Annotated in this window: 22 protein-coding genes; 4 read left to right on the plus strand and 18 right to left on the minus strand. The window is 43.5% G+C overall.

All coding sequences use genetic code 11. The features are described from left to right. The first annotated feature begins 105 nt into the window (after positions 1-105). Together GC093_RS10365 and GC093_RS10370 are read left to right on the plus strand one after the other, a co-directional pair. Positions 106-600: a glutathione peroxidase gene (locus GC093_RS10365; RefSeq protein WP_171651796.1), complete on the plus strand. Its 495-nt coding sequence runs from the start codon at positions 106-108 to the stop codon at positions 598-600. Next, positions 597-1,049 carry a MarR family winged helix-turn-helix transcriptional regulator gene (locus tag GC093_RS10370; protein ID WP_171651797.1) on the plus strand — a complete coding sequence of 151 codons (453 nt, stop codon included), beginning with the start codon at positions 597-599 and terminating at the stop codon, positions 1,047-1,049. The genes GC093_RS10365 and GC093_RS10370 overlap by 4 nt, the downstream gene beginning before the upstream one ends. A gap of 182 nt (positions 1,050-1,231) precedes the next feature. Here the strand turns inward: GC093_RS10370 and GC093_RS10375 are convergent, their stop codons facing one another. From GC093_RS10375 to GC093_RS10435, 13 genes are all read right to left on the minus strand, one after another. After that, positions 1,232-2,011, minus strand: coding sequence for a response regulator transcription factor (locus GC093_RS10375; protein WP_171651798.1), 780 nt, complete (start codon positions 2,009-2,011; stop codon positions 1,232-1,234). A gap of 59 nt (positions 2,012-2,070) precedes the next feature. Continuing rightward, a complete protein-coding gene (locus tag GC093_RS10380) occupies positions 2,071-3,942 on the minus strand; it encodes a sensor histidine kinase (protein WP_171651799.1) in 1,872 nt (623 codons plus the stop codon). A gap of 398 nt (positions 3,943-4,340) precedes the next feature. After that, positions 4,341-5,375, minus strand: coding sequence for a TRAP transporter substrate-binding protein (locus GC093_RS10385; RefSeq protein WP_171651800.1), 1,035 nt, complete (start codon positions 5,373-5,375; stop codon positions 4,341-4,343). Between the two features lie 89 nt (positions 5,376-5,464). Then, positions 5,465-6,763 carry a TRAP transporter large permease gene (locus GC093_RS10390; protein ID WP_171651801.1) on the minus strand — a complete coding sequence of 433 codons (1,299 nt, stop codon included), beginning with the start codon at positions 6,761-6,763 and terminating at the stop codon, positions 5,465-5,467. Then, positions 6,763-7,254: a TRAP transporter small permease gene (locus tag GC093_RS10395; protein ID WP_246314037.1), complete on the minus strand. Its 492-nt coding sequence runs from the start codon at positions 7,252-7,254 to the stop codon at positions 6,763-6,765. The genes GC093_RS10390 and GC093_RS10395 overlap by 1 nt, the downstream gene beginning before the upstream one ends. Before the next feature lie 242 nt (positions 7,255-7,496). Next, entirely contained in the window at positions 7,497-8,897 is a 1,401-nt protein-coding gene (locus GC093_RS10400; protein WP_171651803.1) for a sensor histidine kinase, read from the minus strand. A 271-nt stretch (positions 8,898-9,168) separates the two neighbouring features. Continuing rightward, positions 9,169-9,429: a metal-sensitive transcriptional regulator gene (locus tag GC093_RS10405; protein ID WP_171651804.1), complete on the minus strand. Its 261-nt coding sequence runs from the start codon at positions 9,427-9,429 to the stop codon at positions 9,169-9,171. Positions 9,430-9,514: 85 nt separating this feature from the next. Further along, positions 9,515-9,994: a DsrE/DsrF/DrsH-like family protein gene (locus tag GC093_RS10410; RefSeq protein WP_171651805.1), complete on the minus strand. Its 480-nt coding sequence runs from the start codon at positions 9,992-9,994 to the stop codon at positions 9,515-9,517. Positions 9,995-10,041: 47 nt separating this feature from the next. After that, positions 10,042-10,266 (minus strand): sulfurtransferase TusA family protein, encoded by a 225-nt coding sequence (locus GC093_RS10415; protein ID WP_171651806.1) that lies wholly within the window; start codon positions 10,264-10,266, stop codon positions 10,042-10,044. A gap of 30 nt (positions 10,267-10,296) precedes the next feature. Beyond that, on the minus strand, positions 10,297-10,872 hold the full coding sequence (locus GC093_RS10420) for a sulfurtransferase TusA family protein (protein ID WP_171651807.1): 576 nt from the start codon (positions 10,870-10,872) through the stop codon (positions 10,297-10,299). 30 nt (positions 10,873-10,902) lie between these two features. Further along, entirely contained in the window at positions 10,903-11,223 is a 321-nt protein-coding gene (locus tag GC093_RS10425; RefSeq protein WP_171651808.1) for a rhodanese-like domain-containing protein, read from the minus strand. 26 nt (positions 11,224-11,249) lie between these two features. Next, a complete protein-coding gene (locus GC093_RS10430) occupies positions 11,250-12,383 on the minus strand; it encodes an MBL fold metallo-hydrolase (protein ID WP_171651809.1) in 1,134 nt (377 codons plus the stop codon). 829 nt (positions 12,384-13,212) lie between these two features. Further along, entirely contained in the window at positions 13,213-13,911 is a 699-nt protein-coding gene (locus GC093_RS10435) for a class I SAM-dependent methyltransferase (protein WP_171651810.1), read from the minus strand. Between the two features lie 190 nt (positions 13,912-14,101). Between GC093_RS10435 and GC093_RS10440 the strand changes: the two genes are divergently transcribed. Then, entirely contained in the window at positions 14,102-15,331 is a 1,230-nt protein-coding gene (locus GC093_RS10440; RefSeq protein ID WP_171651811.1) for an aminopeptidase, read from the plus strand. A gap of 315 nt (positions 15,332-15,646) precedes the next feature. On the opposite strand, the gene GC093_RS10445 is transcribed toward GC093_RS10440, so the two are convergent. From GC093_RS10445 to GC093_RS10465, 4 genes are all read right to left on the minus strand, one after another. Further along, positions 15,647-16,888: a 2,3-bisphosphoglycerate-independent phosphoglycerate mutase gene (locus GC093_RS10445; RefSeq protein ID WP_171651812.1), complete on the minus strand. Its 1,242-nt coding sequence runs from the start codon at positions 16,886-16,888 to the stop codon at positions 15,647-15,649. A 41-nt stretch (positions 16,889-16,929) separates the two neighbouring features. Then, positions 16,930-18,417 carry an SLC13 family permease gene (locus tag GC093_RS10450; protein WP_171651813.1) on the minus strand — a complete coding sequence of 496 codons (1,488 nt, stop codon included), beginning with the start codon at positions 18,415-18,417 and terminating at the stop codon, positions 16,930-16,932. Positions 18,418-18,691: 274 nt separating this feature from the next. Next, positions 18,692-19,720 carry a type I glyceraldehyde-3-phosphate dehydrogenase gene (gene gap, locus GC093_RS10460; RefSeq protein WP_171651814.1) on the minus strand — a complete coding sequence of 343 codons (1,029 nt, stop codon included), beginning with the start codon at positions 19,718-19,720 and terminating at the stop codon, positions 18,692-18,694. Positions 19,721-19,734: 14 nt separating this feature from the next. Then, a complete protein-coding gene (locus GC093_RS10465; RefSeq protein ID WP_171651815.1) occupies positions 19,735-21,498 on the minus strand; it encodes a methyl-accepting chemotaxis protein in 1,764 nt (587 codons plus the stop codon). Between the two features lie 136 nt (positions 21,499-21,634). Between GC093_RS10465 and GC093_RS10470 the strand changes: the two genes are divergently transcribed. Further along, complete coding sequence (locus GC093_RS10470) at positions 21,635-22,525, plus strand: LysR substrate-binding domain-containing protein (protein ID WP_171651816.1); 891 nt, start codon at positions 21,635-21,637, stop codon at positions 22,523-22,525. Between the two features lie 69 nt (positions 22,526-22,594). On the opposite strand, the gene GC093_RS10475 is transcribed toward GC093_RS10470, so the two are convergent. Continuing rightward, entirely contained in the window at positions 22,595-22,771 is a 177-nt protein-coding gene (locus GC093_RS10475; RefSeq protein WP_171651817.1) for a hypothetical protein, read from the minus strand. Positions 22,772-22,794: the final 23 nt, after the last annotated feature.

Raw genomic sequence — 22,794 nt, forward strand, 5'->3', positions numbered from 1 at the left:
ACATAAGCTTAGCTGCATGCTATATTTAGCTCACGAAATTAAGTTGTGCGCAATTGAATTTTACACAATATTTATTTTACTTGAATTTAATTAGGAGGTTCTACCATGTCCGTTTACGATTACTCTGTTACAACTATTACTTCAGAAGAAAAAGCTCTTTCCGATTACAAAGGAGACATTCTCCTCATAGTTAATACCGCCAGCGGTTGTGGACTTACTCCACAATATACAGGTTTGCAGCACATCTACGATACTTATAAAAATTCCGGGGTTACGGTGTTAGGTTTTCCAAGCAATCAGTTTAAGAATCAAGAGCCTGGAACTAATGAAGAGATTAAGAGCTTCTGTGAATTGAACTATAAGGTTACCTTCCCTCTTTTTGCTAAAGTTGATGTAAAGGGAGAAAATGCTCACCCGCTGTTTGATTATTTGGTTAATAATGTACCCGCTCCGCATCATACAGGTGATATTGAATGGAACTTTGTCAAATTCCTGGTTAATCAGGAAGGTCAAGTAGTCAAACAGTATCCTGCAAGAATGGAACCCGAAGCTATTGAGCAAGATATTAAAAAATTGGTGAATGGTGAACCTTTAGAATGAACCAAGACGAGTTGCTTAAGCTAGAGAATCAGCTTTGTTTTTCAATTTATGCTTGCTCACGGGAAATAACCAATCTATACCGTCCCTTACTTAATGAATTGGGAATAACGTATCCGCAGTATCTGGTTCTTATGGTTTTATGGGAGAAACAAACATGCACGATCAAGGAAATTGGAGAAATCTTATATTTGGATTCGGGGACATTGACGCCTATGTTAAAAAGGATGGAGGATTCCGGTTTAGTTAACCGGCAACGCTCCAAATCTGATGAACGCATGGTGTTTGTTGAACTGACAGAGGCAGGCCAAGAACTCAAAAAAAAGGCTATCTGTATTCCTGAGACATGTATTCCGCATTTTAGTCTTTCAAACGAACAATATACGCAATTACTGCTGCAAATGAATCAATTAACTCAGAACCTCCAAATGAAAACGAAGTCGTTAAAATGAATATCCGAGACAAAAAAGCAGGCCCTATAGCCTGCTTTTTCACGTATCCTAGCATGGAATACAACAAGAGCTTCACGCGAAAATCTTCTCGTAAATCTATTATAATAGGCTTCCAACGCGCGCGTTGCGGTGGTGTATGGCGGCCGGTCGAACCCCTCGCGCTTTTCTTCGGATAAATCAGCCTATGATTTCAAATCTTGCTGGGAAGCTCCCGCTCTAGCCTGATCCTTGCGGAATTCCGATGGCGTACAACCATTCCACTTTTTAAACGTATTGCTGAAATACGCGACATCCGCATAACCTACCCGATCAGCAACTTCATTGATCCGCAGAGAGGTGCAGCACAGCAGCCTTTTGGCAGCCTCCATCCGTACTTCGACGATATAATCAACGAAATTACGATTTAATTGCTGCTTAAACAATTGGCTTAAATAGCTTGGATTTAGATGAACCCGTGCTGCCGCCTCGGTCAAAGTAATGTCTCCGGCCAGGTGAGCCTGGATGTACTCCTTTACTTGCTCTATAGATGATTTGTGTAGCTTATCTTCATTCGTTGCCTTGATGGCCATGGTTCGATCGAGCTGTTGAGCTTGTTTATGCTCCATCCATTTGACCAGACATCGACGCATGTCTTCCATTTCAACCGGCTTAAGTAAATAATCAATGACCCCTAGCCTAAGCGCTTGCTGTACATATTGAAAATCATCATAACCGCTGACTAGGATAACTTGCTGCCCGCTGTCTTGCTTCCGCACCTCTTGAACAAAAGCCAATCCTTCCATAACTGGCATCCGTACATCCGTCAGAATGAGATCCGCCTCATGATCCTCCAGCCAATCCAACGCCTCAAGACCGTTCGAAGCTTCCTTCGCTACGGAAAAGGGCAGCTCTGTTTTCTCAAGCACCCGCTTCAGCGAGGTACGTACCCACCGTTCGTCATCCACCAATAACACTTGATACATTTCATTGCCCGCCTCCTTTAGTCCGTTATAAGCTAACGCCTGACTGATTCATTGGAAATTTAGGATAGGGCATGAATACTTCCTTCCGAAGTTATGGGAACCGTCTTACCGCTCTCCTCCACAAAAGGAATTCGAATACGTACCGCCGTTCCTTTTCCTGTAATGCTGTTTAAGGTCACCCCGTAGTCTTTACCATACAAATAAGCAATACGTCTATGAACATTAACGATTCCGATGTGATCGCCTCCTGACAGAACATCCTTGCCTTCCAAATCTTGATGGATATGGCTAAGCTGCTCTTCGGACATGCCAACGCCAGTATCTCTTACAGCAACGAAAAATGTTCCCTCCGTATCTCTTACCGCAGATATACGGATATGCATGAGACCAATGCCCGGCTCGATGCCATGAATCATACTGTTCTCCACGATTGGTTGCAGCGAGAATTTAACAATGCTCTGGTCCAGCGCCCACTCCGGTACATCCAGCTCATATTCCAATCTCTCCTCAAACCGGAACTTCTGAATCTTCAAATAGACTTCACAAAAACGGAGTTCTTCCCGCAGGCTGACCGTCGGAGAGTCATTCTTCAAATTATAGCGCAGCAGCTTGGCTAACGAAGCCGACATTTCGGCAATGTCATCCATATCTTTATCCAGCGCCATACCTCGAAGTGTTTCCAGCGAATTATATAAGAAATGAGGATTCATCTGCGACTGTAGAACCTTGAGCTCTGTTTCTTTTTGACGTAAGGAAGCCTCTGTTTCTCGTAAATGAGTAAAGTAGATTTCCTCAAGCAGACCCTCAAGCTTCTCAACCATTTTATTAAAGCCATGCGTCAACAGCCCCAGCTCATCCTTGGAGGTCACCTCCAGCTTACCTGAAAAGTCCCCGACTTCAACCTTTTTCATAAAATGATGCAGCCTTCGAATCGGCTGAAGCAAGCTGGTCGCAAACCCGATCCCCAGCAAATAGGCTACAATCAATGTCACCAATAGCGTCCAAAAGATGGTATGACCAATATAATTCACCCCATTGGTTAGCTCCTTATAAGGAATTGAGGTCACTAGGCGCCAACCTAAATAAGGAGATAAGCTGTAAGTGAGAAAATTATTCGGCTTTCCCATCGTAATCATCGAGCCGCTATCATGTTGCAGCATGTAGCCGATATTGATATCACTGGCACGCTTGCCAACTTGCTGCATGTCAGGATGGTACACATAATGGTTCTGTGCATCAAGAATATATAGGAACCCCGTCCGTCCAATGCTCACCATCTCGGTAATTTCCTGAATTCGTTTAAAATTGACGTCCATAATCATGACACCGATCGGATCGAGCGTATGGGGGCTTATTAAGCGACGCACGATAGAAATAACCTGTTCCTGACGATCTGGCCATTTGATAACTCGACTGATCAGTCTTGGAGATCCATCGAGTGGAATATTGGGATACCAATACTCCTTTTCGAGTTCATCTACAGGAGTAGGGCTATTAAATTCCGTTGCATCCACAACCTGCACATCATTCAAAATGACCGTAATATTCGATATATCCGATCTTGAATAAGTCGCATTTTTCAGCACCTGCTCAATCTCATCCCGTATCCCGCTCTGCTGTACCTCTTCTAACGTTCTCATTCTCAGGAATCTCACCATATCGGGATGGTTAATAATACGCAGCGTATTGATCTCAAAGTCACGCACATAGTACTCGACATGCGTCTTCACCTGCTCGATAATTTGCCAGCTGTACTGTCCTGCTTCCTGCTCCAATACCTCAGATGAGCGTTCGTAGGATATCAGTCCGACCAGCAGCATCGGAAATACGACAATCAGCGCGGAGTAGAAAAACATTTTGCTGGTGAGCGGCAGATTTCGAAGTAAAATATAGCGTTGGAACCAGTCCGACGCTCGTTTCCATGCTTGCATGATTGTCGCCTCCGGAGGGGGCGTGATGTGAAAACCAATAGGGTATCGACTTTAATCGACTACAGGCTTCAGCAAATTTTTCCGATCACTGTTGTTATTTTGTTGTTTCGAATAGTAATTTCATAGGGTGACAACAAAATAACAAAGGCGAACACTGGCGTTTCTCCAAAACTTGCTGAGCCCTCCGTCTCCACCGTCGACAACAACCCTTTAATTTTCAATCACGCTTGAAAATAAATAGAAAGAAAATATTGATTATAGGCTTACAGATCAATATCAAATCGAACGTACAAAACCCGATAAAAATCGCCAACAGAACACTTATACAAACATAGTAACAGAAGTAAAATAGCGTGTCCCCTGAAAATAACAGGGAGCACGCTAGGGGGAGCGAAAAATTATTTTTTGCGAGCGGCGTCGATTTGTTCCAGCACTTCTTTGTATTCAGCGCGGTACTTATCGATTACCGGTTTAACCGCATCCTGCCAAGGCTTAACATCCTTTACTTCGGTGATCTTTACGCCGGCAGCACGCACTTTATCTTCGGCTTCCTTCTCGTATTTATCCCATGATTCACGTTGGGTTTTGACGGAATCCAATGCCGCTTGCTTAATAATTTTACGATCATCTTCAGACAGCTTATTCCAAGCAGCTTGGCTGATCAGAAGCACTTCCGGAACACGCTGATGACCATCCAGAATCAAATTCTTGGCCACTTCAAAATGGTTGGAGGATTGATAGCTCGGGTAATTGTTCTCAGCAGCGTCGATAACGCCAGTCTGCAGCGAACTAAATACTTCTCCGTAAGCCATAGGCGTAGCATTAGCACCAAGCGCGCTCATCAAATCGATGTTGATTTTATTCTGAATGACACGGATTTTCTGCCCTTTTACATCGGCCAAGCTAGTTAGTGGCTTGCGGGAGTAGAAATTACGTGCCCCAGAGCTGTAATAAGCCAAGCCTTTCATCTTGGAGCTTTCCAAGCTGTCCAGCAATTTATTAGCGGGCTCGCTTTCAAGGAATTTCCATAAGTGCTGATCATTATCGAATACATAAGGCAAGCTGAATACACCATAGTTTTTATTGAATTCAGCCAGAGGCCCGCTGCTTACGCGAGTAAACTCAATAGCTCCAAGCTGCACCTGCTCCAGAACAGCTTTCTCTTCTCCCAGCTGGGAAGCCGGGAATACATCGATTTTAATCCGTCCCTTAGTCCGTTCATTAACAAGATCAGCAAACTTCTTATCCCCAATTACTGTCGGATAATCAGCAGGATGCGTATCAGCCAACCGAAAGGTATACTTCTTCCCTTCGTCCTTCTTTTCTCCTCCAGCAGCATTTGTAGGTGTTTCTTTACTCCCGCAGCCTGCAAGTAAACCTCCTGCTATGACCAAGCTGGAAATAATGCTTACCGTTCTAGTTAACGTTTTCATTTTTAATTACCCCTTTACTTTGTAGTTTATTTTCCTACATAGGGGGTCAAGAGTCCTCTTAACCCCGGCCTTGCATACTGGATCGTTCGTCAATGCTTCATCATATTAGGCAGCCACATGACTAAATCAGGTATATACGTTAACACTAACAAGACCACGCACATCACATAGAAAAATGGCATCATTGCTTTCGTGCCCTGGCTGATCGAGATTTTGCCTATTGCACAGCCTACGAACAGCACCGTTCCTACCGGAGGTGTTAACAACCCGATCCCCAAATTCAGCATCATAATAATACCGAAGTGTACAGGATCCATACCCAAATGAGTGACCACTGGCAGTAAAATCGGCGTCATGATCAGGATCAGCGGCGCCATATCCATAGGTGCCCCCAAAATTAGAAGCAATATATTAATAATAAGCAAAATGATAATCGGACTGTCGGAAATGCCCAGCATCAGATCGGTTACCATGCCTGGGATTTTCAAGTAAGCTAATAACCAACTGAATGCATCAGAAGCGGCAATCAAGAATAACACCATCGACACTGTGCGAAATGTTTTCTTTAGAATTAACCACATCCGACTAATCGGAATATCACGGTACACAATAAACGTTAGAATGAATGCATACAAGCAGGCAAGCGCTCCGGATTCCGTTGCAGTAAACCAACCTGTAAAAATACCTCCCAATATGATGGCAGCCGTTAATAGAGACATCACACCATCAAGAACTATTTTGGGAACATCCTTGCGCTGTATAGGGTCTCCCTTAGCATATCCACGCTTAATTGCGTAAACATAGCTTGTTGCCATCAAAGACACACAAAGAATGAGCCCAGGTACAATCCCCGCTAAGAACAGGCTTGCAATCGACACTCCGCCACCAGCAGCCAAGGAATACAGCACAAGATTGTGACTTGGCGGTACGACAACACCTTGAATGGCTGAGGAAACGGTTACACCGACTGCATAATCGGTATCATACCCTTTTTTCTTCATCATTGGTATCATAACTGAACCGATGGAGGATACGTCTGCGACGGCAGATCCGGAAATATTTCCAAAAAACATGCACGCCACCGAGTTAACCATTGCCAACCCACCGCGAACCCTTCCAACGATCAACTGCGCGAAGTTGACGAGCCGCAAGGCCAGCTTTCCTTCACTCATCATATGACCTGCCAAAATAAAGAAGGGGATCGTCAACAGCGAGTAGGAGCTTATACCTTGAACCATCCGTTGTCCGACTACCGCTAGCGGTATTTCCAAATACATTACCGTTAGCAGCGTGGATAAAGCCAAGGTTAGAGAAATCGGAAACCTCAGGACCATAAACAGCACGAAGCTAATACTCAGAATCAATACGGCAATTGTTGTTTCTTCCACTAGTGCTCACCCTCTTCTATACCGTAATGCCTTTTGGTTTCAATACCGATAAACTGCAGAAATGAATATATGCATACCAATACGCCTGTGATTGGCATAATCACATAAATAACGCTATTGGGCAGCTTGGTGGCTGCGAGTGTGCTTTCATTCATCAGCACCGTAAACTCGGCTCCGGATATGACCAAGTACACACCGAAGGCAAATGTACTCGCATAGATAAACCGGTCCAGAACCCAGTTCCATCTTGGCGGTAATTTGCTCGTAAACGTGTCGATTGCCATGTGCAGCTTCTCTCGGAATCCGATAGCAATACCGAGAAAAGAAAACCACACTAACAGCAAAAGCGTCACCTCTTCTGACCAGTACAACACAAAATTAAACAACTTGCGCGTCATTACCTGAACGGTTACGATCAAAATCATGGCCAGCAGCGCCACCATCGAAAAGTTTTCAAAAAAGCTGTCGATGGAAAGCGCAATTCGTTTCATTGCTTTCAATTCTTTATCCTCCCTCTTGCTATATCCTGATGTAAGTGTTTTCATTTGACTGACAAAACTAATTGTAAAGAATTTGTTTGAAGAACGTAACACGATTGGTTTTAGAATTATTTGTAATTTTTTTAGGATTTTTATAAAGCTTTGATTTTTTTATACAAAAAAAGCCTCCCCCCACTTTCACAGTGGTCTTGGGAAGCTTGTAGTTTTTACTTATAGGTTCTAGCAAGAGCCCGTTAACGAATTGGCAAATATAAGGTGAAGGTACTGCCCTTCCCTGCTGTGCTGCTTAATTTCAACCGTCCACCGAGCAAGCCGGTTAATGCGCGGCTAATCGACAGCCCAAGCCCGGTCCCCCCATACTGGCGGCTAATCGAGCCGTCAGCCTGCTGGAATGCCTCAAATATAGGCTCCTGCATCTTCTCTGGTATTCCAATTCCCGTATCACTTACGGAAAAGGCCACCCACTCCCCAGACAACCCCTCATCCCTCGGCTCAGGCTTCCACACCCTGAGTATTACGCTTCCATGTGCCGTAAATTTGAAGGCATTGGAAAGCAAATTCCGCAAAATTTGCTGTAATCGTAGCGCATCCGTATGAATAAGAGAGGGCAGCTCTGGCTCCTCTTGAATCGCAAATTCGAGCCCCTTCTGCTCCGCTATATGGCGAAAGCTATATTCCATTACATAAGTGATTTCACTAATAATGACTTCTTCATTCAAAATTTCCATCCGTCCTGCCTCAACCTTCGATAGATCCAAAATATCATCGATCAGCCTCAGCAGCTCCTGCCCTGAAGAATGAATAATGGCCGCATACTCGGCTGTCTCCGATCCGTCCTCCTGTTTATCTGCATCGCTAATAAATTGGGAGAGGGCAATAATACTGTTTAAAGGGGTTCTCAGCTCATGCGACATATTAGCTAGAAATTCTGATTTGTATTGAGAGGAAAGCATCAGCTGATGTGCCTTCTCCTCTAATATTTTGCGCGTTGCAATCAGTTGTTCGGTTTGCCTCTGCAGAGAGTCATGCGCAATCTGAACATCAGCCACTCTACGTCGTTCCAAATGAAAATCACTGAGCATAAACATATAAAAAAAGCTCAGAAGGATGCTTGCCGGAAGGATCGCCGGAACAATTTGGCTTACATACATTTCTATTTGAATGGTTCCAAGTAACGCTACATTCACACAATTGGCTAAATTAACCGCAAGAATTACAACTGTAATTTTGGCCCAAAAGCTCCAATCTACTTTCTTTAATAAGATATTTAAAATTACACAAAGTACACCCAGAAGCACCATATTTAAGCAGCCTGCCCAAGCCGCGCTCTGTAAACCAAATGTAAGACGGGCCACTCCTATTCCAACACCAATAACAAGCAGAGTAATTGGATTCGAATAGACCAATGTACAAATGATTAAGGGCAGAAACCGCAAATCGAATTTAATATCGGGGCCAACATCAAAGCTATACACCATCGTCAACCATCCTGCGCCGATAGCGAGCAAGACAGAAAGAGCATACTTCAATACTCCTGAAGCCTGTGAAAGCAAATATTTATGTACTAACATCGCTGTATAAGTCAATGTAGTCAGAATACTTATATTTATAATAAACACTTTAGCATACTCCACTAACCCCACACCCCTCCAAAACTAATCCATAGTGAATGCCTACATTATACCATAAGGACTCTTTACCCCTGTAAAGCCCATTTAATGAACCATTATGGACAGATGTCCCGTCTGCAAAGAGCCTCTCAAACAATTCGTCAAATAAATAAGGATAGGGTGAATATGCAAAAAAAAATCATTAGCAATTATAATCGCTAATGATTTTTTTCATTTATAATTTCAACTTCCCAGAACCTAATTCCACCTGAGTTTAAAGTTTATTGTCCGCTGTTTACCGGCTTTTGACTAACAATTCCACTGCTTGTCTCACCATTTTACTAGTATCTCGGCCGGCTTCCTTTTCTTCAACAATGCATTGCTCCAAATTTACCGCCACGATATAAGCAATGGCCTTATCCGCTGCGTTTCTGACGGCTGACAGCTGGCTCACAACGTCCTTGCAGTTCTGCTCTTCCTCCATCATTCTCAATACACCGCGGATTTGGCCTTCTACACGCTTTAATCTCTTCTTTACATCCTCATCGTATTTCATTTTACGCCTCCCCATTATTACATACCGGTATAGGTATATTATTACCGATATTCTTTATAAAAACAACGTATGGAGGACATGCTGTTTAAATAAACAAATTCACTTTAGCATCTGCTGCATCACCCAGATATGCAGCAACCCCAGCATACTCAATGCCATCGATTAATTCTTCCTTTTGTAAACCAAGTAAGTCCATAGTCATCGTACAAGCTACTAATTTTATATTTTGTTCTTGGGCCAGTTCAATTAATTGCGGTAAGGATAAAGCATTATGTTTGTTCATTACATGCTTGATCATTTTAGGCCCCATTCCACCAAAATTCATTTTGGATAATCCAAGCTTATTCGCGCCACGAGGCATCATCTTCGCAAACATATTCTCAAGCCAACCCTTTTTCAACCTAATCTTTTCATCCTTACGCAGAGCGTTAAGCCCCCAAAAGGTAAAGAAAATAGTTACTTCGTGATCATAAGCGGCAGCGCCGTTTGCAATAATAAATGCAGCAATAGCTTTATCTAATTCTCCGCTAAAAAGTATGATAGTTGATTTTTCTTTTGTTTCCATTATTTCATCCCCCATTGTCATCTTAACAACCCATGAACTTGCTCCTCTTATGTTTTTTTGACTATAAACGTAAACACTCCATTATCTTCTTTGGCTTCAATAAGCTCATGATTGGTTCGATTCACCCAAGCCTGAAAATCCTTCATTGAGCCTTTATCTGTCGTTTGCAGCTCCATAATTTGCCCTGATTCCAAAGAATCGATTCCTTTTTTGGCTTTCACAATCGGCAACGGGCAAGCAAGCCCTTTTGCATCTACTATTAAATTTCCCATATACGTTTCCTCCTCCAAATTCGTTTTCTCTTATTGGTCCTTTTCAATATCATGAGCCCACTCAGACATACCGGGTGCTACATTAATAATGCTTGTGAACCCTTGTTCAGTAAGCATTTGACAGGCCATATCACTCCGATTTCCAGTACGGCAAACGACATAATATTCGTTGCTTCTATTAAGCTGAGCTATCTTCTCTTCCAGTTCTCCAAGCGGAATGGATATCGCTCCAGGAATATGTCCGAATGCGTATTCTGCCGGTTCACGAACATCGAGAATATGGACCTTCTCTCCCACAGCTACTTTTGCTTGGAGATCATCATTCGATACCGTATGCGGATATTTCAACTCGGCTTTTGTTAGGGATGCATCCGATTTGCGAATAAAGTGACGGAATACACCGTTGTCCTCTTTTAACCCAACATATTGATGTCCTGTGCGACTTGACCAGCTTTTAAGATCTGCAACAGAGCCTTTATCCGTCGCCCTTACCTCCAGTACTTCTCCAGCTTTCATTTCATCCATCGCCTTTTTGGTTCGAACCACTGGGAGTGGGCAGGCAAGCCCTTCGCATTCCAAGGTTCGATTCACCTGTAGTGTTGTCATAAGTAGATGACCTCCATTTATATAAATTATTTATTTCCCGAATTCCATATCCCCGGACCACTTCGACATGCCGCCTAGCATATTTATAACGTTATAGCCCATAGAAGATAGAAATTCGCAGGCTTGACTACTTCGATTGCCGCTGCGGCATACTATTACGGCTTCTTGTTTTCTATCCACTTCGTTAAGTGCCCTTGCTATCTGCCCCAATGGGATATGTTTAGCTCCTGGGATATGACCCGTTTCCCATTCATCCGGTTCTCGTACGTCGATAATGGTTACATTTTCTTTGCGGTTGATACGATCCAGAACATCTTGCGGCTGTTGCTCTTTGTAGGTTTTAGAGTTCATTGTTTTGCCTCCTCAAAATAAAATTATTAATCATGAACCGCACAACGATTGGGTCCAATCTCCATTTCCCGTTGTTCCTCATTCGTTGGGCTTAACTTACCCATATTCGTTTGCCGTATTTCCTGATAAGCATTAGGCTGAGGCGGCAAATTTGCAGAAACGGTGCGTCTGAATTCGGATTCGTCTTGAATATTTAGACCTGGATTTTCACTATACAAGTCACCAAGACGCGCAGACACTTGACCGCCATCACCTAACTCCGTGAACTTGCCAAAATGTGCTGGAAGCACAATCAAATCGGTCGGCAGCTCTTTATAACGCTCGTATAAGGTTGTTCTCAGGTCTTTAACCCAATCCTCCGCTTTGCCAGCCAAATCTGGACGACCAATTGACTTCACGAATAAGATATCCCCAGAAAGCAAGTATCGGTTGTCGACAAGTAGTGAAGTGCTCCCAATCGTATGGCCCGGAGAATAAATCGGCTGAATGCTGATTTTCGTATTCCCTACCACGAGGTGTTTGCCTTCCTCAAGCTTTTCATAATCGAATACAACCTCTGCTGCATCTTTGGGAGGAAGCCAGTAGGAGCCCTTCGTTTTTTCAGCTAATTGTTTGCCCCCCGAGATATGGTCTGCGTGAAGATGAGTATCTATAGTATGTTTGATCGTTATATTCTTTTCCTTGGCAAACTCCTCGAACACCTCGGTCATCCGAACTGCATCAATTACAGCAGCCTCTCCATTGGAGATAACCATGTAAGACAAGCATCCTTTGCCGATACGAACAAATTGATAAATCGCCCCTCCGTCCTTCAAATCTCCTATTAGGACAGGCTCCAGATGCTCACTCCAAGATTTCATGCCGCCAATCAGATAAGAAACGTTCGGTTTCCCCTGTTCAACCAATAGTTCCCCTACAAATTTTGAAGAGCCTTCCTTGGCGCATACAACTAGAATTTCTTGATCATCTGGAATTTTATCAAGAATGGAATCTACCCCCTCGAGCAGTTCAAAATAGGGAGTATTCATTACCTCAACATTTTTGCCTTCGATCTTCCAATCATTAAAGTCGTTTTCATTACGAACATCTAATATAAAAATCTGTTCATTGTTCAAAACCTTTTTTGCCAAAGATTCCGCACTCATTCCTTGCAATTTCATCTATTGTCCCCCTAAAAATATATTGGCGCCAATTGGAAAAGCTACCCGACTCGCAATCACCTAATCCTGTTTACGAAGTTATTAAGTTCAAATCCCATGCACCCCCACATACCTGTATGGGTATGTTTTAAGCCAAAAAAAAGAGATGAGATTAGTATTCATGAATCAAATCTTTTACATATACCCGTACGGGTATGTAATCACTATATTAAATAATGTGATTTTCGTCAAGTGTCTAAACATGTAAAAGCAATCTCCTAACAAAAATACTGCTTGCAGTATCCTTCGGGTGAGGTAGTGGTTGCTCATTGAATAGAAGGCCTGCAGCCGCGGGAACACAAGTTCATACAAGATGCACAATCGCTTTTTCTAATTTTTTTTGTAGAAATTGGCTTATTGCCCGATATACATCCCATATCTGGTACCATCCGTATGATCTTGGAAAAAGTAAAGTAACACAACTACATCAGCGGCCAAAATTCCACATCTACACCTCCAAGTGACACAATTGGAAGCTATATCCTAGGAAACATAGAGAACATCTGTAATGGTGTAAACAAACGCAGTGCTGCATCTACAGAAGTGGAGGAGAATAGCGGAAGTCTTGTTCCTTTATCTCATGTAAAGCACAACAAACAGAGAGATACCGGAACCATTAGTTCCTTTATCTCTCTGTTTATGTGCATAGTGCTCCTATTCGCCCCAAATAGCGACATTCTGGCTTCCGCTATCGCCGTAAATTGGAGGCGGCTGGCTGAATAACGGAACTTTCAGTTCCGTGCAAAACCTCAAGGCTTTGCAGCTTCGCAAGCCTAAATAAATCTATCTTTTAATGCTCTTGCACTTGTTTTCTTGCAAAGAAAACGGCAAAATCCATATACTTGTACATACAATCGGCGTCTACGAAACCCGCTTCCTGCAGCCATTCAATTTGCTCACTAACCGTTGCGTTAATATCTAGCTTCCGTCTCTCCTTAGCAGCTGCTATCGACTCTGCGGAGAGCCCACTAAGCTGTATTCCAGCCTCCCACTGCTGCTTATAGTAGGCATCAGCATAGGGCGTGTTCCCCTTAGCCTGATCTGCATTGACGAAAATCCCGCCATCCGCTAATTGATCATAAATAGTATGAAATAGCTTTCTTTTGCCGGGATGCGGCAGATGATGAATGGAGAGTGACGAAATTACAATGTCATACGGTTTAGAAAAGTCATAATGGGTATAGTCGGCAACGATGTACTCAACATTAGTCGCAGGACCGAAACGTTCACGTGCCGTCTGTATCATTTTCTCGCTTAGATCGATCAATGTGAACTCCGCATCGGGATACTTATGCCTTACGAAGGCGCTAAACAGACCCGTCCCTGCACCCAGATCCAAGATCCGGATCCCCGAAGTACGGGGATTCTGCACAACTGCTAAAGAAGCGGCCACTCCGTAGAAGTCATCGAAGCAAGGGATCAATTGCCTTCTTTGCTGATCGTATTGTTTAGCAATGGCATCAAACTGTTCTTTTACCGAGCTTCCCATTCTAACCCTTCCTCTCGCCGTTTTCTTCAAGTATACAAGAAGCTGGTAATTTACATAAATATATAAAACAAATCATCTCAATAGGTACAGTCTATAACGGTCACTTCAATCCGCGACGAATACCCAGTATAATGGAGGTAACTACAACGGTATGCAATTTATTGCATGGGATCAGGGAGGCTGAGCGTAGATGGAGCATTTTGAGGCACGACTGGAGAAATACGCAGAGCTTGCTTTAAAGGTCGGCTTGAATATTCACGAAGGGCAGACGCTTGTTGTTTCGGCACCTATTGCTGCGGTTGATTTTGTGCGTAAAATCGCGCAAAAGGCTTATGAGTCCGGGGTTTTACAGGTGCTGGTAGAATGGGATGACGAAGCGATCCGGCGAATTCGGTTTTTGCATGCACGCGATGAAGCCTTCGAACAGTTTCCCGAATGGAAAGCTGCCGGTTATGCAGAGATGGCACGCCAAGACGCCGCTTTTCTAACGGTACACGCCCCAAATCCAGAGCTGCTGCAGGGCATCGATCCGGTTAAGATCGGCTTAGCCAGTAAAACTCAAATGAATGCAATGAAAGAGCATCGCGCTTATTTACAAGCAGGCAAAGTTAGCTGGTCTATCGTGTCTGTACCTACACCGTCTTGGGCGAGCAAGGTTTTTCCTGATTTGCCGGTAGCTGAAGCCATAGATAAGCTCTGGGGATATATTTTTCAAGCAACGCGCCTGGACCGTGCTGATCCCATCGGTGCTTGGGAAGAGCATATTAAGGAATTGCAGGAACGGGTTGCCTTCCTCAACAACAAAAATTACCGCAAGCTGTACTACACGGCTCCGGGAACCGATCTGTCTATACAATTGCCCCCGGAGCACTTGTGGGTTGCAGGTGGGGTCTATAATGACCGTGGCCACTTCTTTGTACCGAATCTTCCTACGGAAGAAGTTTTCACCCTGCCGACGAAAGACGGCGTCAACGGCAAGGTCAGCAGTACCATGCCGCTCAATTATAACGGCAATCTTATTGACCGCTTTTCCATTACTTTTGAAAAGGGACGCATAGTCGACTTTACCGCTGAGCAGGGCTACGAAACACTCAAACAGCTGATCGAAACAGACGACGGCTCACACTATCTAGGCGAAGTCGCCTTAGTGCCGCATGGTTCCCCCATCTCTGCGATGAAAGTCATCTTCTTCAATACAGGCTTTGATGAGAATGCTTCCTCACATCTTGCCATTGGCAGCGCTTATCCATTGTGCATCAAGGATGGTACCACGATGACTAAAGAGGAGTTGGCTGCCCGCGGCGCCAACAGTAGTCTGACTCATGTCGATTTCATGATCGGCTCAGCGGAACTGAACATTGACGGAGAAACCGCAGACGGAGTACGGGAACCACTTCTGCGCAACGGCACGTGGGTGTAATTCCTCTGTTTAGAATAAACAGAAAATCCGTATTGCCGGAATTTGTCCGGCAATACGGATGGGGCAATAACTGCTTTGATTTGAATCGCTCTATACTAAAATCAGTTCTAATTTCATCGTAAAAACCGATCCTTGTTTCATCTTCGGCTTTCGAACTGAATAGATTTAATTAAGTTTTTCCTGTTCAATGCTGATTTAGGCCGCTCACTACAGCTTCCATCGTGGTTCCTATGGTGGCATCAGATGACAGTAGATTCAAGCTTTGGCAAGCTATAAACTCACCTTAGACTCATTCTACCTTGGATAACACATAGGCTAATTACCCTGTTTTTTCACATACCCCATTAATCCATGCAGTGTCGTTATAAACTCACTCCCGGATAAATGTCCTAAGCCACCGTATGCGCAATCTAATTCGTTGTATTGCTGGACTCTATCTCTTCGGATACTTGGTCCATAGATGAGAACCGGAACGGGTTCACCCGTATGCTCTCCTACTTCACAAGGTGTAGAATGATCGGCAGCCAAGGCCAAGTACACATTATCGGGCAGCTGCTGGACTATAAGACCTACCATACGATCGAACAGCTCAATCGCTCTTGCTTTCTCGAACGGTTCATTATCGTGGCCTTTAATATCCGGTGCCTTTAAATGAACATAAACCAAGTCATTGTTAGCAATTTCCTCAATAGCCAATCTCGCTTTTAATTCGATATCCGTATCAATATTGCCTGTCATTCTATTATCCGTCACAGTCCTAAACCCTGCTAATTGGGCAACACCTAATACAGTACTTTCGCCTGCGATGCAGCTTCCCTTAAAATTTAGCTGCTGCACAATGGGCTCAAGCTGAGTCACCTGACCGGCTCCCCTTGTCAGAATAAAGTTAGCCGGCAGCTTCCCCTGTTCAGAACGCTCTACATTAACAGGATGGAACGACAAGATGGAGTGGGCCTTCTTAAGAAATAAATTTAGAAGATGAGCCGTTCTCTTGGCTTCCTCAGAGGAGTCCAGAGCCTCTACTTGATGATAAGGCTTCCCATCGTTCGGGGCCTTGGGATCGGAATCGCTGATTTTATCGCTCAATCCGCCTCCACGCATGATTAGCACAGCCCGATGTTCCGTAGCCGGCTTAACATATACCTGTACCCCATCTTCAAGCTCCATACCATCAATCGCTTGAGCAATTTCATCCGTTTTCTCACGAATCCGTCCGGCCCGGCGATCAACAACGACTCCATTCTCATCCACCGTAGCAAAATTACACCGAAGCACAATATCCCCGGGCTTTACGTCCATACCGATTCCTAACGCTTCAATAGGTCCTCGTCCTGGATAATGATGGGGTTGATACCCGAATAAAATTAAATGCCCCATATCCGTCCCCACGGGAATACCTGAACTAATCAAATCCATCATGCCTGTAATTCCTTTTGAAGCCAGACGATCCAGGTTCGGCGTTTTTGCGTATTCCAAGGGGGTTCTATTATCTAATAATGGATGAGGGCGGTCCCCCAATCCGTCGGCAATTGCCACTATAGCTTTTCTGTACAGCATGGTTTCCTCCTATAAGTTCGTGTTCAGAATACTCTCTATAATTACAATCCCAATACTTTAAACCAAGTGAATAAGGCCAAGCTAATAACGCTAGCGCCGACAAAGCATGTAACAATCGAATATTTGACTTGATCCAGGACTGAGAAATAGCCTGTTCCGAAATAGATCGTATTGACTTTCGAATGCGGTGGAAGCGTAATCGTGTAAGTCATGGTCATCGCGGCAGCTAATCCAAGAGCTACGGGATCCATACCTAATGACTTAGCCAAAGCAATGAACGCCGGAATCAAGATCGTGACTCTCACGGTTTTACTCGTAAATATGAGATGGCTGTACATGCTGAGGAAAATAACAACCACATAAACCATGGCATGGTTCATCTGTTCCAAACCCAGGCCGCTAACCACATTTTTAATGATCCATTCGGCGCCCTTGGATTTATCTAGCGCGTTGCCAACGGAATATGCGCCTGCCGCGAATATCATGAGCTCCCATTTGATGTTCGCTTCTTTCCATGTCAGCATTCCAATTCTAGGAAGCAGACATAGGAGCGCGGCAATAACGGCCGTCTGCTCGGTGCTGATTTCAAAACCAAACCAGCCCTTTTGATAATCCCCTGTTGCCCACAGGATTACGGTTATGATAAAGATGATTGATGCCTTCTTCTCATCCACAGAGAATGAACCTAATTTCTTCAGCTCGTCTTTGAGCGTACCCATCGCATTTTCAAAATTAGCCTCCCCTTTAGTCGAGAAGAGCTTAAACCCGATGAGGAAGGTTATCAGCATGGTGACGATAGCAGTCGGCATCGAAGCCAACAGCCAATCCATATAACCAATGTGACCGCCTGCTTGTTCGTTGATGAAACCAACGGCAATAATGTTACCCGCAGTAGCTGTCATAACCCCCGATGTAGCAATGGCATCCGCTTGGACTCCTTGAAGCATCATTACTTTCCCAAAGTTGCTTTCACCTGGAATGGCTTTATAGACTTCTAATAAAATCATGCAAATGGGTACCATCAACGTAGCTCTGGCCGTTGTCGATGGAACGAAAAACGCCAAAATAAAGTTGATAATAATCAATACGAGCAGGGTCGTTTTCGGTGTTTTGCCGAATTTCGTTACCATCCACAGCGCGAACCTTCTGCCTAAATTCGACTTCATCATGGCGGAAGTAAGGACAAATGCGGATACCATCAGCCATATGACACCAAAACCTAACGATTCAAATGCAACATCCTGATCTTTAACGGCTCCAATCAAAGGAAGCATCAGAATCGCAGCAATCGATGTCAAATAAATGGGGATGGGTGTCGTTATCCAAAGAATCAGAGCCCCCGTAAATACAGCTATGGATCTTTGGGCTACCGGTGTCATTCCTTCAGGTGTAGGCATAAAGAAAAGAATTAAAAATACAGCAAGTGCAATGGGAATTCCCCATTTTTTCATAACTTCCTCAATTCGGCTTTTTTTCTTGATCGGTGGTTCCTTGCCATCCGTTTTTACGGTCGTTAAGACCTCAGCCATCTTGTGTAGCCTCCTCACAATTAGTAATGTTTCCGCTTTCATTATATCCAGCCAAAAACCATAAAACAATTTGATTTAATTCTAATTATCATAATAAAATCTTATCGTTGTTTGTCTTCTTTCCCTTTTCTTTGTTCTCGACAAACATCCCGTTTACAGTCGGTATAAAATACTGTGACTTTTTCAGTATCTACTGTTGCGATTTCACTTCCGCAGTAATTGCACAAAATAACTCCCAACACTATTGGTGAAGCCTTATAATTATCCATATTAATTAAACACTTCCTGTTTTTTTGTTAATAACCATACTTAAAATATCCATCACCCTGCTGACATATCCCCATTCATTGTCATACCAAGCGAGAAGTTTAATTTGGTCATCTCGAACAGCTAGAGACAGGCCATCGATGACAGCCGATTTCTCACAACCTATAAAATCTATCGAAACTAGAGGGTCTTCGGTATAAGCCACATACCTTTTAAGCTCCCCTGTAGCCGCTGACAGCAGCATAGTTCTTACATCTTCATGTGATACCTGTCGGTTTACACCTACCGTCAAATCTACTAGTGACACATCCGGTGTAGGTACCCTTATGGACAACCCGTGGACTAAGGGAGCAAGACGGGGCATAATATCCCTAATAGCGTTCCCTACCCCGGTACTTGTTGGAACAATCGATTGAGTGCAGGCGCGCGCGCGGCGTAAGTCCTGGTGAGGATTGTCGAGATGTCTTTGGTCATTCGTATAAGAATGAATGGTAGTAACCCATGCATGGTTCACATGAAATGACCGATCCAATATACTTAATATCGGGACCAAACAATTGGTGGTGCAGGAAGCCGCTGAGAGTAAAATATGCTTCATAGGATCATAATCTTGTTGATTTACGCCCATAACTATAGTTAGATCTACCTGTTCACCAGGTGCGGTTAACAATACGGTGGATGCACCGCCCAAAAGGTGTTTTTGCGCCCCATTACGATCATTGAACTTACCGGTTGCATCAACCGCCAGGTCGACCCCCAAGTCTTTCCACGGAATAAGTTCCGGATTTCTCTCGCATGTGACTTCTACCCTCTGACCGTTAATAAGTAAATAATTGTCTCCTGCCTCAATGTCAGCTTCCCATGTCCTATGCACGGAATCATATTTCAATAAATGCGCGATTATGTGAGTAGGATATGACGTATTAATTGCCCTCAAATGAATAGGATGGGTATTGTCCGAACATATTTTTCTAATTAATAAACGCCCGATTCTCCCCGTCCCGCTTATACCAACCCCACAATGCAAACAGCTCATCTCCAAACTGAATATTATTTGCTAAATTTATTTAACAACTGGTCCATTCTTTCGGCGATTTCTGACAACGACCTAGCGGAAACGGATATTTCCCTTACAGATGAGACTTGTTGATTAATCCGTTTATCGTTATCCAGACTGGACTGGGTATTATCATTGACAACTTTACTCACCTCCTCTGTCGCCTTCAAAATGTTACCGCTTTCACTTTTCATGTGTTCTAAGCTTTCATACATGCCATTCACTTTTTCAGTTACATGGGTCGCCTTTGTCTGAATCATCTCTAATACAACTATCACTTGTTCGGACTTTACAAGTCCCAGGTGCACTTTCTCAGTGGCTAGCTTCATGGCTTGTACCGCATGTTGAGTATGATGGCGAATATCGGTAATAACATCTGCAACGATTGTCGTAGAATCCCCTGATCTCTCCGCTAGCTTTTTCACTTCTTCCGCCACGACGGCAAAGCCTTTGCCGTGTTCTCCAGCTCTGGCAGCCTCAATAGCAGCATTGAGCGCCAATAATTTCGTCTGAGTGGCTATCTCGTTTATAGTATGGATAACCTTACTGATCTCCTCTGATCGCTCTCCTAGCTGAAGAATGATAGACGATGTCTCCTTTACCGCATCATTAGTTTCTTTCATTTGATTGACAACATTTTGCGCCGATGCATAGCCATCCTGTGAAGCCTTAAGGGCTTCTTCCGAAGAACGGGCAACGATATGACTATTACTTTCTATGGCAGCCATACCTTCGGACATATATTTAATAGCTTCAAAAGTATGGGTAACCATTTCATTCTGCCGCTTGCTCCCCTCTGAAACCATTTTGGAGCCTTCCCGGATTTTGTCCGCCGTGAACTCCCCCTCTTCAACAGCGGCAAGCAGCTGTTCCGACGAAGCGGCAACCATTTCCGCGGTCTCGCTAGCATTATGGATCAGCTGACGAAGGTTATCTGTCATCGTGTTGACGGATTGAGCCAGCATACCAATTTCATCATTGTTCTTGACCTCGATATGCTCCACTGCCAACCTCCCTTTGGAAACCAGGTCGGATACGTGAACAATTTGATTAATGGATCTGACCATATAACGAATCACGTACCACCCCAGTAAGAAGACTGTAAGAAAGAGGATCAGTGCAATAAGGAGAACCGTAATTCGTGCTTCTCTGGTTATTTGGTGGGCGTTGTCCACTTCTTCTTTAGCTATCGAATCCATGAGGTAACGAATTTCTTTGAGTGTATTCCTAGCTTCCTCAAATTGAACATCGTACGTAACGATTTCATTCAAAATCTTTTGCCGGTCCTTTATAGGTACTGTAGGCACCTTTTCCACCAATCTTGTCGTCTGATTCTCCCAATGATCAAACTGCCGAAAAAAATCTTCCAAATTATCGAAAACGTTCTTCCGCGTCTTTTCCGTAAGAATGCCTTCATATTTCGGGCGGCTCTTCTCGAATATTTCCTTTCCCTCCAGCATGCGATTGCGAATATTGATCAGGTTGCTTTTATAATGCTGCATTTGCTTGTTATATTCTTCTTCAGGCATTTCCGTAAGAACGATGGTTCTTTGGTTTAACAACTGTTGATACAAATCTTTATCTGCACGAAGGATAAGGGAACTTATTTGGTAACTTTCCACATATAAAATTTGAATCAATTGCCCGGACACATTACCCATCGTCACTAGAGCCAATCCGGTTGACAAGGTTAACGCCAGGAATGCGATGACATACAAAGCAAACAACTTGGTACCAAGCTTCCAGTTTGTAAACATACTTTCTCCCTTTCAGCATCCCTTATTTTGATTGCATTTTCATTATATCTTCGGTAATATTATTAAACAATTTGATTTAAATTTGATTATAATAAGTAAACGTTATAGTTCAATTTTTATGAAAAGGATGTCGGATATGAACTTAACCAAGCTGCAAACCTTTATTACGCTGTCGGAGTGCTTAAACTTTACCGAAGCAGCAGAACAGCTTTATTGCTCGCAACCGGCTGTCAGCATGCAAATTCAGAGTCTGGAGGAGGAACTGGGGGTTCCGCTTTTTGACCGAATAGGAAAAAAACTATACTTAACCAATCAAGGAAAGCATTTCAAGCCATATGCAGAGCAAATTATTAACCTCGTTCATTCATCTAAAGAGCATATCAAACAACTGGAAAGCTTAGCTTACGGAACGTTGTCCTTCGGAGCGAGTAATTTTGTTGGGGTATATCTACTTCCTGCAATCCTCAGTGACTTTAACAAAAAACATCCTGGCATTAAAATCAACATGAATATTACATCCTCAAATCACTTGATCCACATGCTGGAGTCCAACAAAGTGGAGTTTCTGGTTGTCTCTGATAGAGTAGCGATTGATCAAACTCGTTTTCAAGCTACAACTTTTTACCAAGATGAGCTTGTTCTAATCGTAAATCCCCAGCATCGACTTGCCCAAAAAAACGAGTGTACCTTAGAGGAATTGGCTAATGAAACCTTGATTTTAAAACCGAATAAATCGGCTACTCGGACTTTTTTGGAGGCAAAATTTGCAGAATTCGGCTTTGCTCCCCCCAACTATATGGAGATCAGCAATCTCGAAGCTATTAAGCAGGGTGTCATTCATGGACTCGGTGTATCAATTGTTTCCAACTTTGCAATCAAACAGGAAACCAAAACTGGACTACTGGTTGAGATTCCAATAAAAGGAGTAACCTTTCAAAGGGGAATCAGTTACTTTTATCACAGGAATAAGCATCTCTCACCAGCAGCCAAGGAATTTATTACGCTTCTAGATCAGAAATCAACTTAAAAGCAGCATTTTCTAAAACAACAACAAAAGGAGCTTACTCAACCTGAGTAGGCTCCTTTTGTTGTTGTTTTACTTATCTTCACCTGGAACGTAGTCAAACAGCTTATCCTCACTGACTTGCAGTTGATCTTCAATCAGCTTCTCGTTAGCTGCATTGAACTGCGCCCGGCTCATACCAACTTCGGCTTGCTGGTTATTAATGTCATTAGCCTTTTTGGGGTCTTCTTGATTTCCTTTTTGATCCACGCCGCATGCTCCTTTACCTGTCG

The organism is Paenibacillus foliorum (assembly GCF_013141765.1).
In the GTDB taxonomy this organism is placed as follows: Bacteria; Bacillota; Bacilli; order Paenibacillales; family NBRC-103111; genus Paenibacillus_S; species Paenibacillus_S foliorum.

Coding starts and splice junctions, on each gene's coding strand:
- GC093_RS10370 (WP_171651797.1), top strand. CDS start 597: ATGAACCAAGACGAGTTGCTTAAGCTAGAGAATCAGCTTTGTTTTTCA.
- GC093_RS10410 (WP_171651805.1), bottom strand. CDS start 9,994: ATGGAAACAAAAGAAAAATCAACTATCATACTTTTTAGCGGAGAATTA.
- gap (WP_171651814.1), bottom strand. CDS start 19,720: ATGAGCTGTTTGCATTGTGGGGTTGGTATAAGCGGGACGGGGAGAATC.
- GC093_RS10450 (WP_171651813.1), bottom strand. CDS start 18,417: ATGGCTGAGGTCTTAACGACCGTAAAAACGGATGGCAAGGAACCACCG.
- GC093_RS10380 (WP_171651799.1), bottom strand. CDS start 3,942: ATGCAAGCATGGAAACGAGCGTCGGACTGGTTCCAACGCTATATTTTA.
- GC093_RS10420 (WP_171651807.1), bottom strand. CDS start 10,872: ATGACAACACTACAGGTGAATCGAACCTTGGAATGCGAAGGGCTTGCC.
- GC093_RS10375 (WP_171651798.1), bottom strand. CDS start 2,011: ATGTATCAAGTGTTATTGGTGGATGACGAACGGTGGGTACGTACCTCG.
- GC093_RS10465 (WP_171651815.1), bottom strand. CDS start 21,498: ATGTTTACAAACTGGAAGCTTGGTACCAAGTTGTTTGCTTTGTATGTC.
- GC093_RS10430 (WP_171651809.1), bottom strand. CDS start 12,383: ATGAAATTGCAAGGAATGAGTGCGGAATCTTTGGCAAAAAAGGTTTTG.
- GC093_RS10435 (WP_171651810.1), bottom strand. CDS start 13,911: ATGGGAAGCTCGGTAAAAGAACAGTTTGATGCCATTGCTAAACAATAC.
- GC093_RS10385 (WP_171651800.1), bottom strand. CDS start 5,375: ATGAAAACGTTAACTAGAACGGTAAGCATTATTTCCAGCTTGGTCATA.
- GC093_RS10470 (WP_171651816.1), top strand. CDS start 21,635: ATGAACTTAACCAAGCTGCAAACCTTTATTACGCTGTCGGAGTGCTTA.
- GC093_RS10395 (WP_246314037.1), bottom strand. CDS start 7,254: ATGAAACGAATTGCGCTTTCCATCGACAGCTTTTTTGAAAACTTTTCG.
- GC093_RS10425 (WP_171651808.1), bottom strand. CDS start 11,223: ATGAACTCTAAAACCTACAAAGAGCAACAGCCGCAAGATGTTCTGGAT.
- GC093_RS10445 (WP_171651812.1), bottom strand. CDS start 16,888: ATGCTGTACAGAAAAGCTATAGTGGCAATTGCCGACGGATTGGGGGAC.
- GC093_RS10415 (WP_171651806.1), bottom strand. CDS start 10,266: ATGGGAAATTTAATAGTAGATGCAAAAGGGCTTGCTTGCCCGTTGCCG.
- GC093_RS10440 (WP_171651811.1), top strand. CDS start 14,102: ATGGAGCATTTTGAGGCACGACTGGAGAAATACGCAGAGCTTGCTTTA.
- GC093_RS10405 (WP_171651804.1), bottom strand. CDS start 9,429: ATGAAATACGATGAGGATGTAAAGAAGAGATTAAAGCGTGTAGAAGGC.
- GC093_RS10365 (WP_171651796.1), top strand. CDS start 106: ATGTCCGTTTACGATTACTCTGTTACAACTATTACTTCAGAAGAAAAA.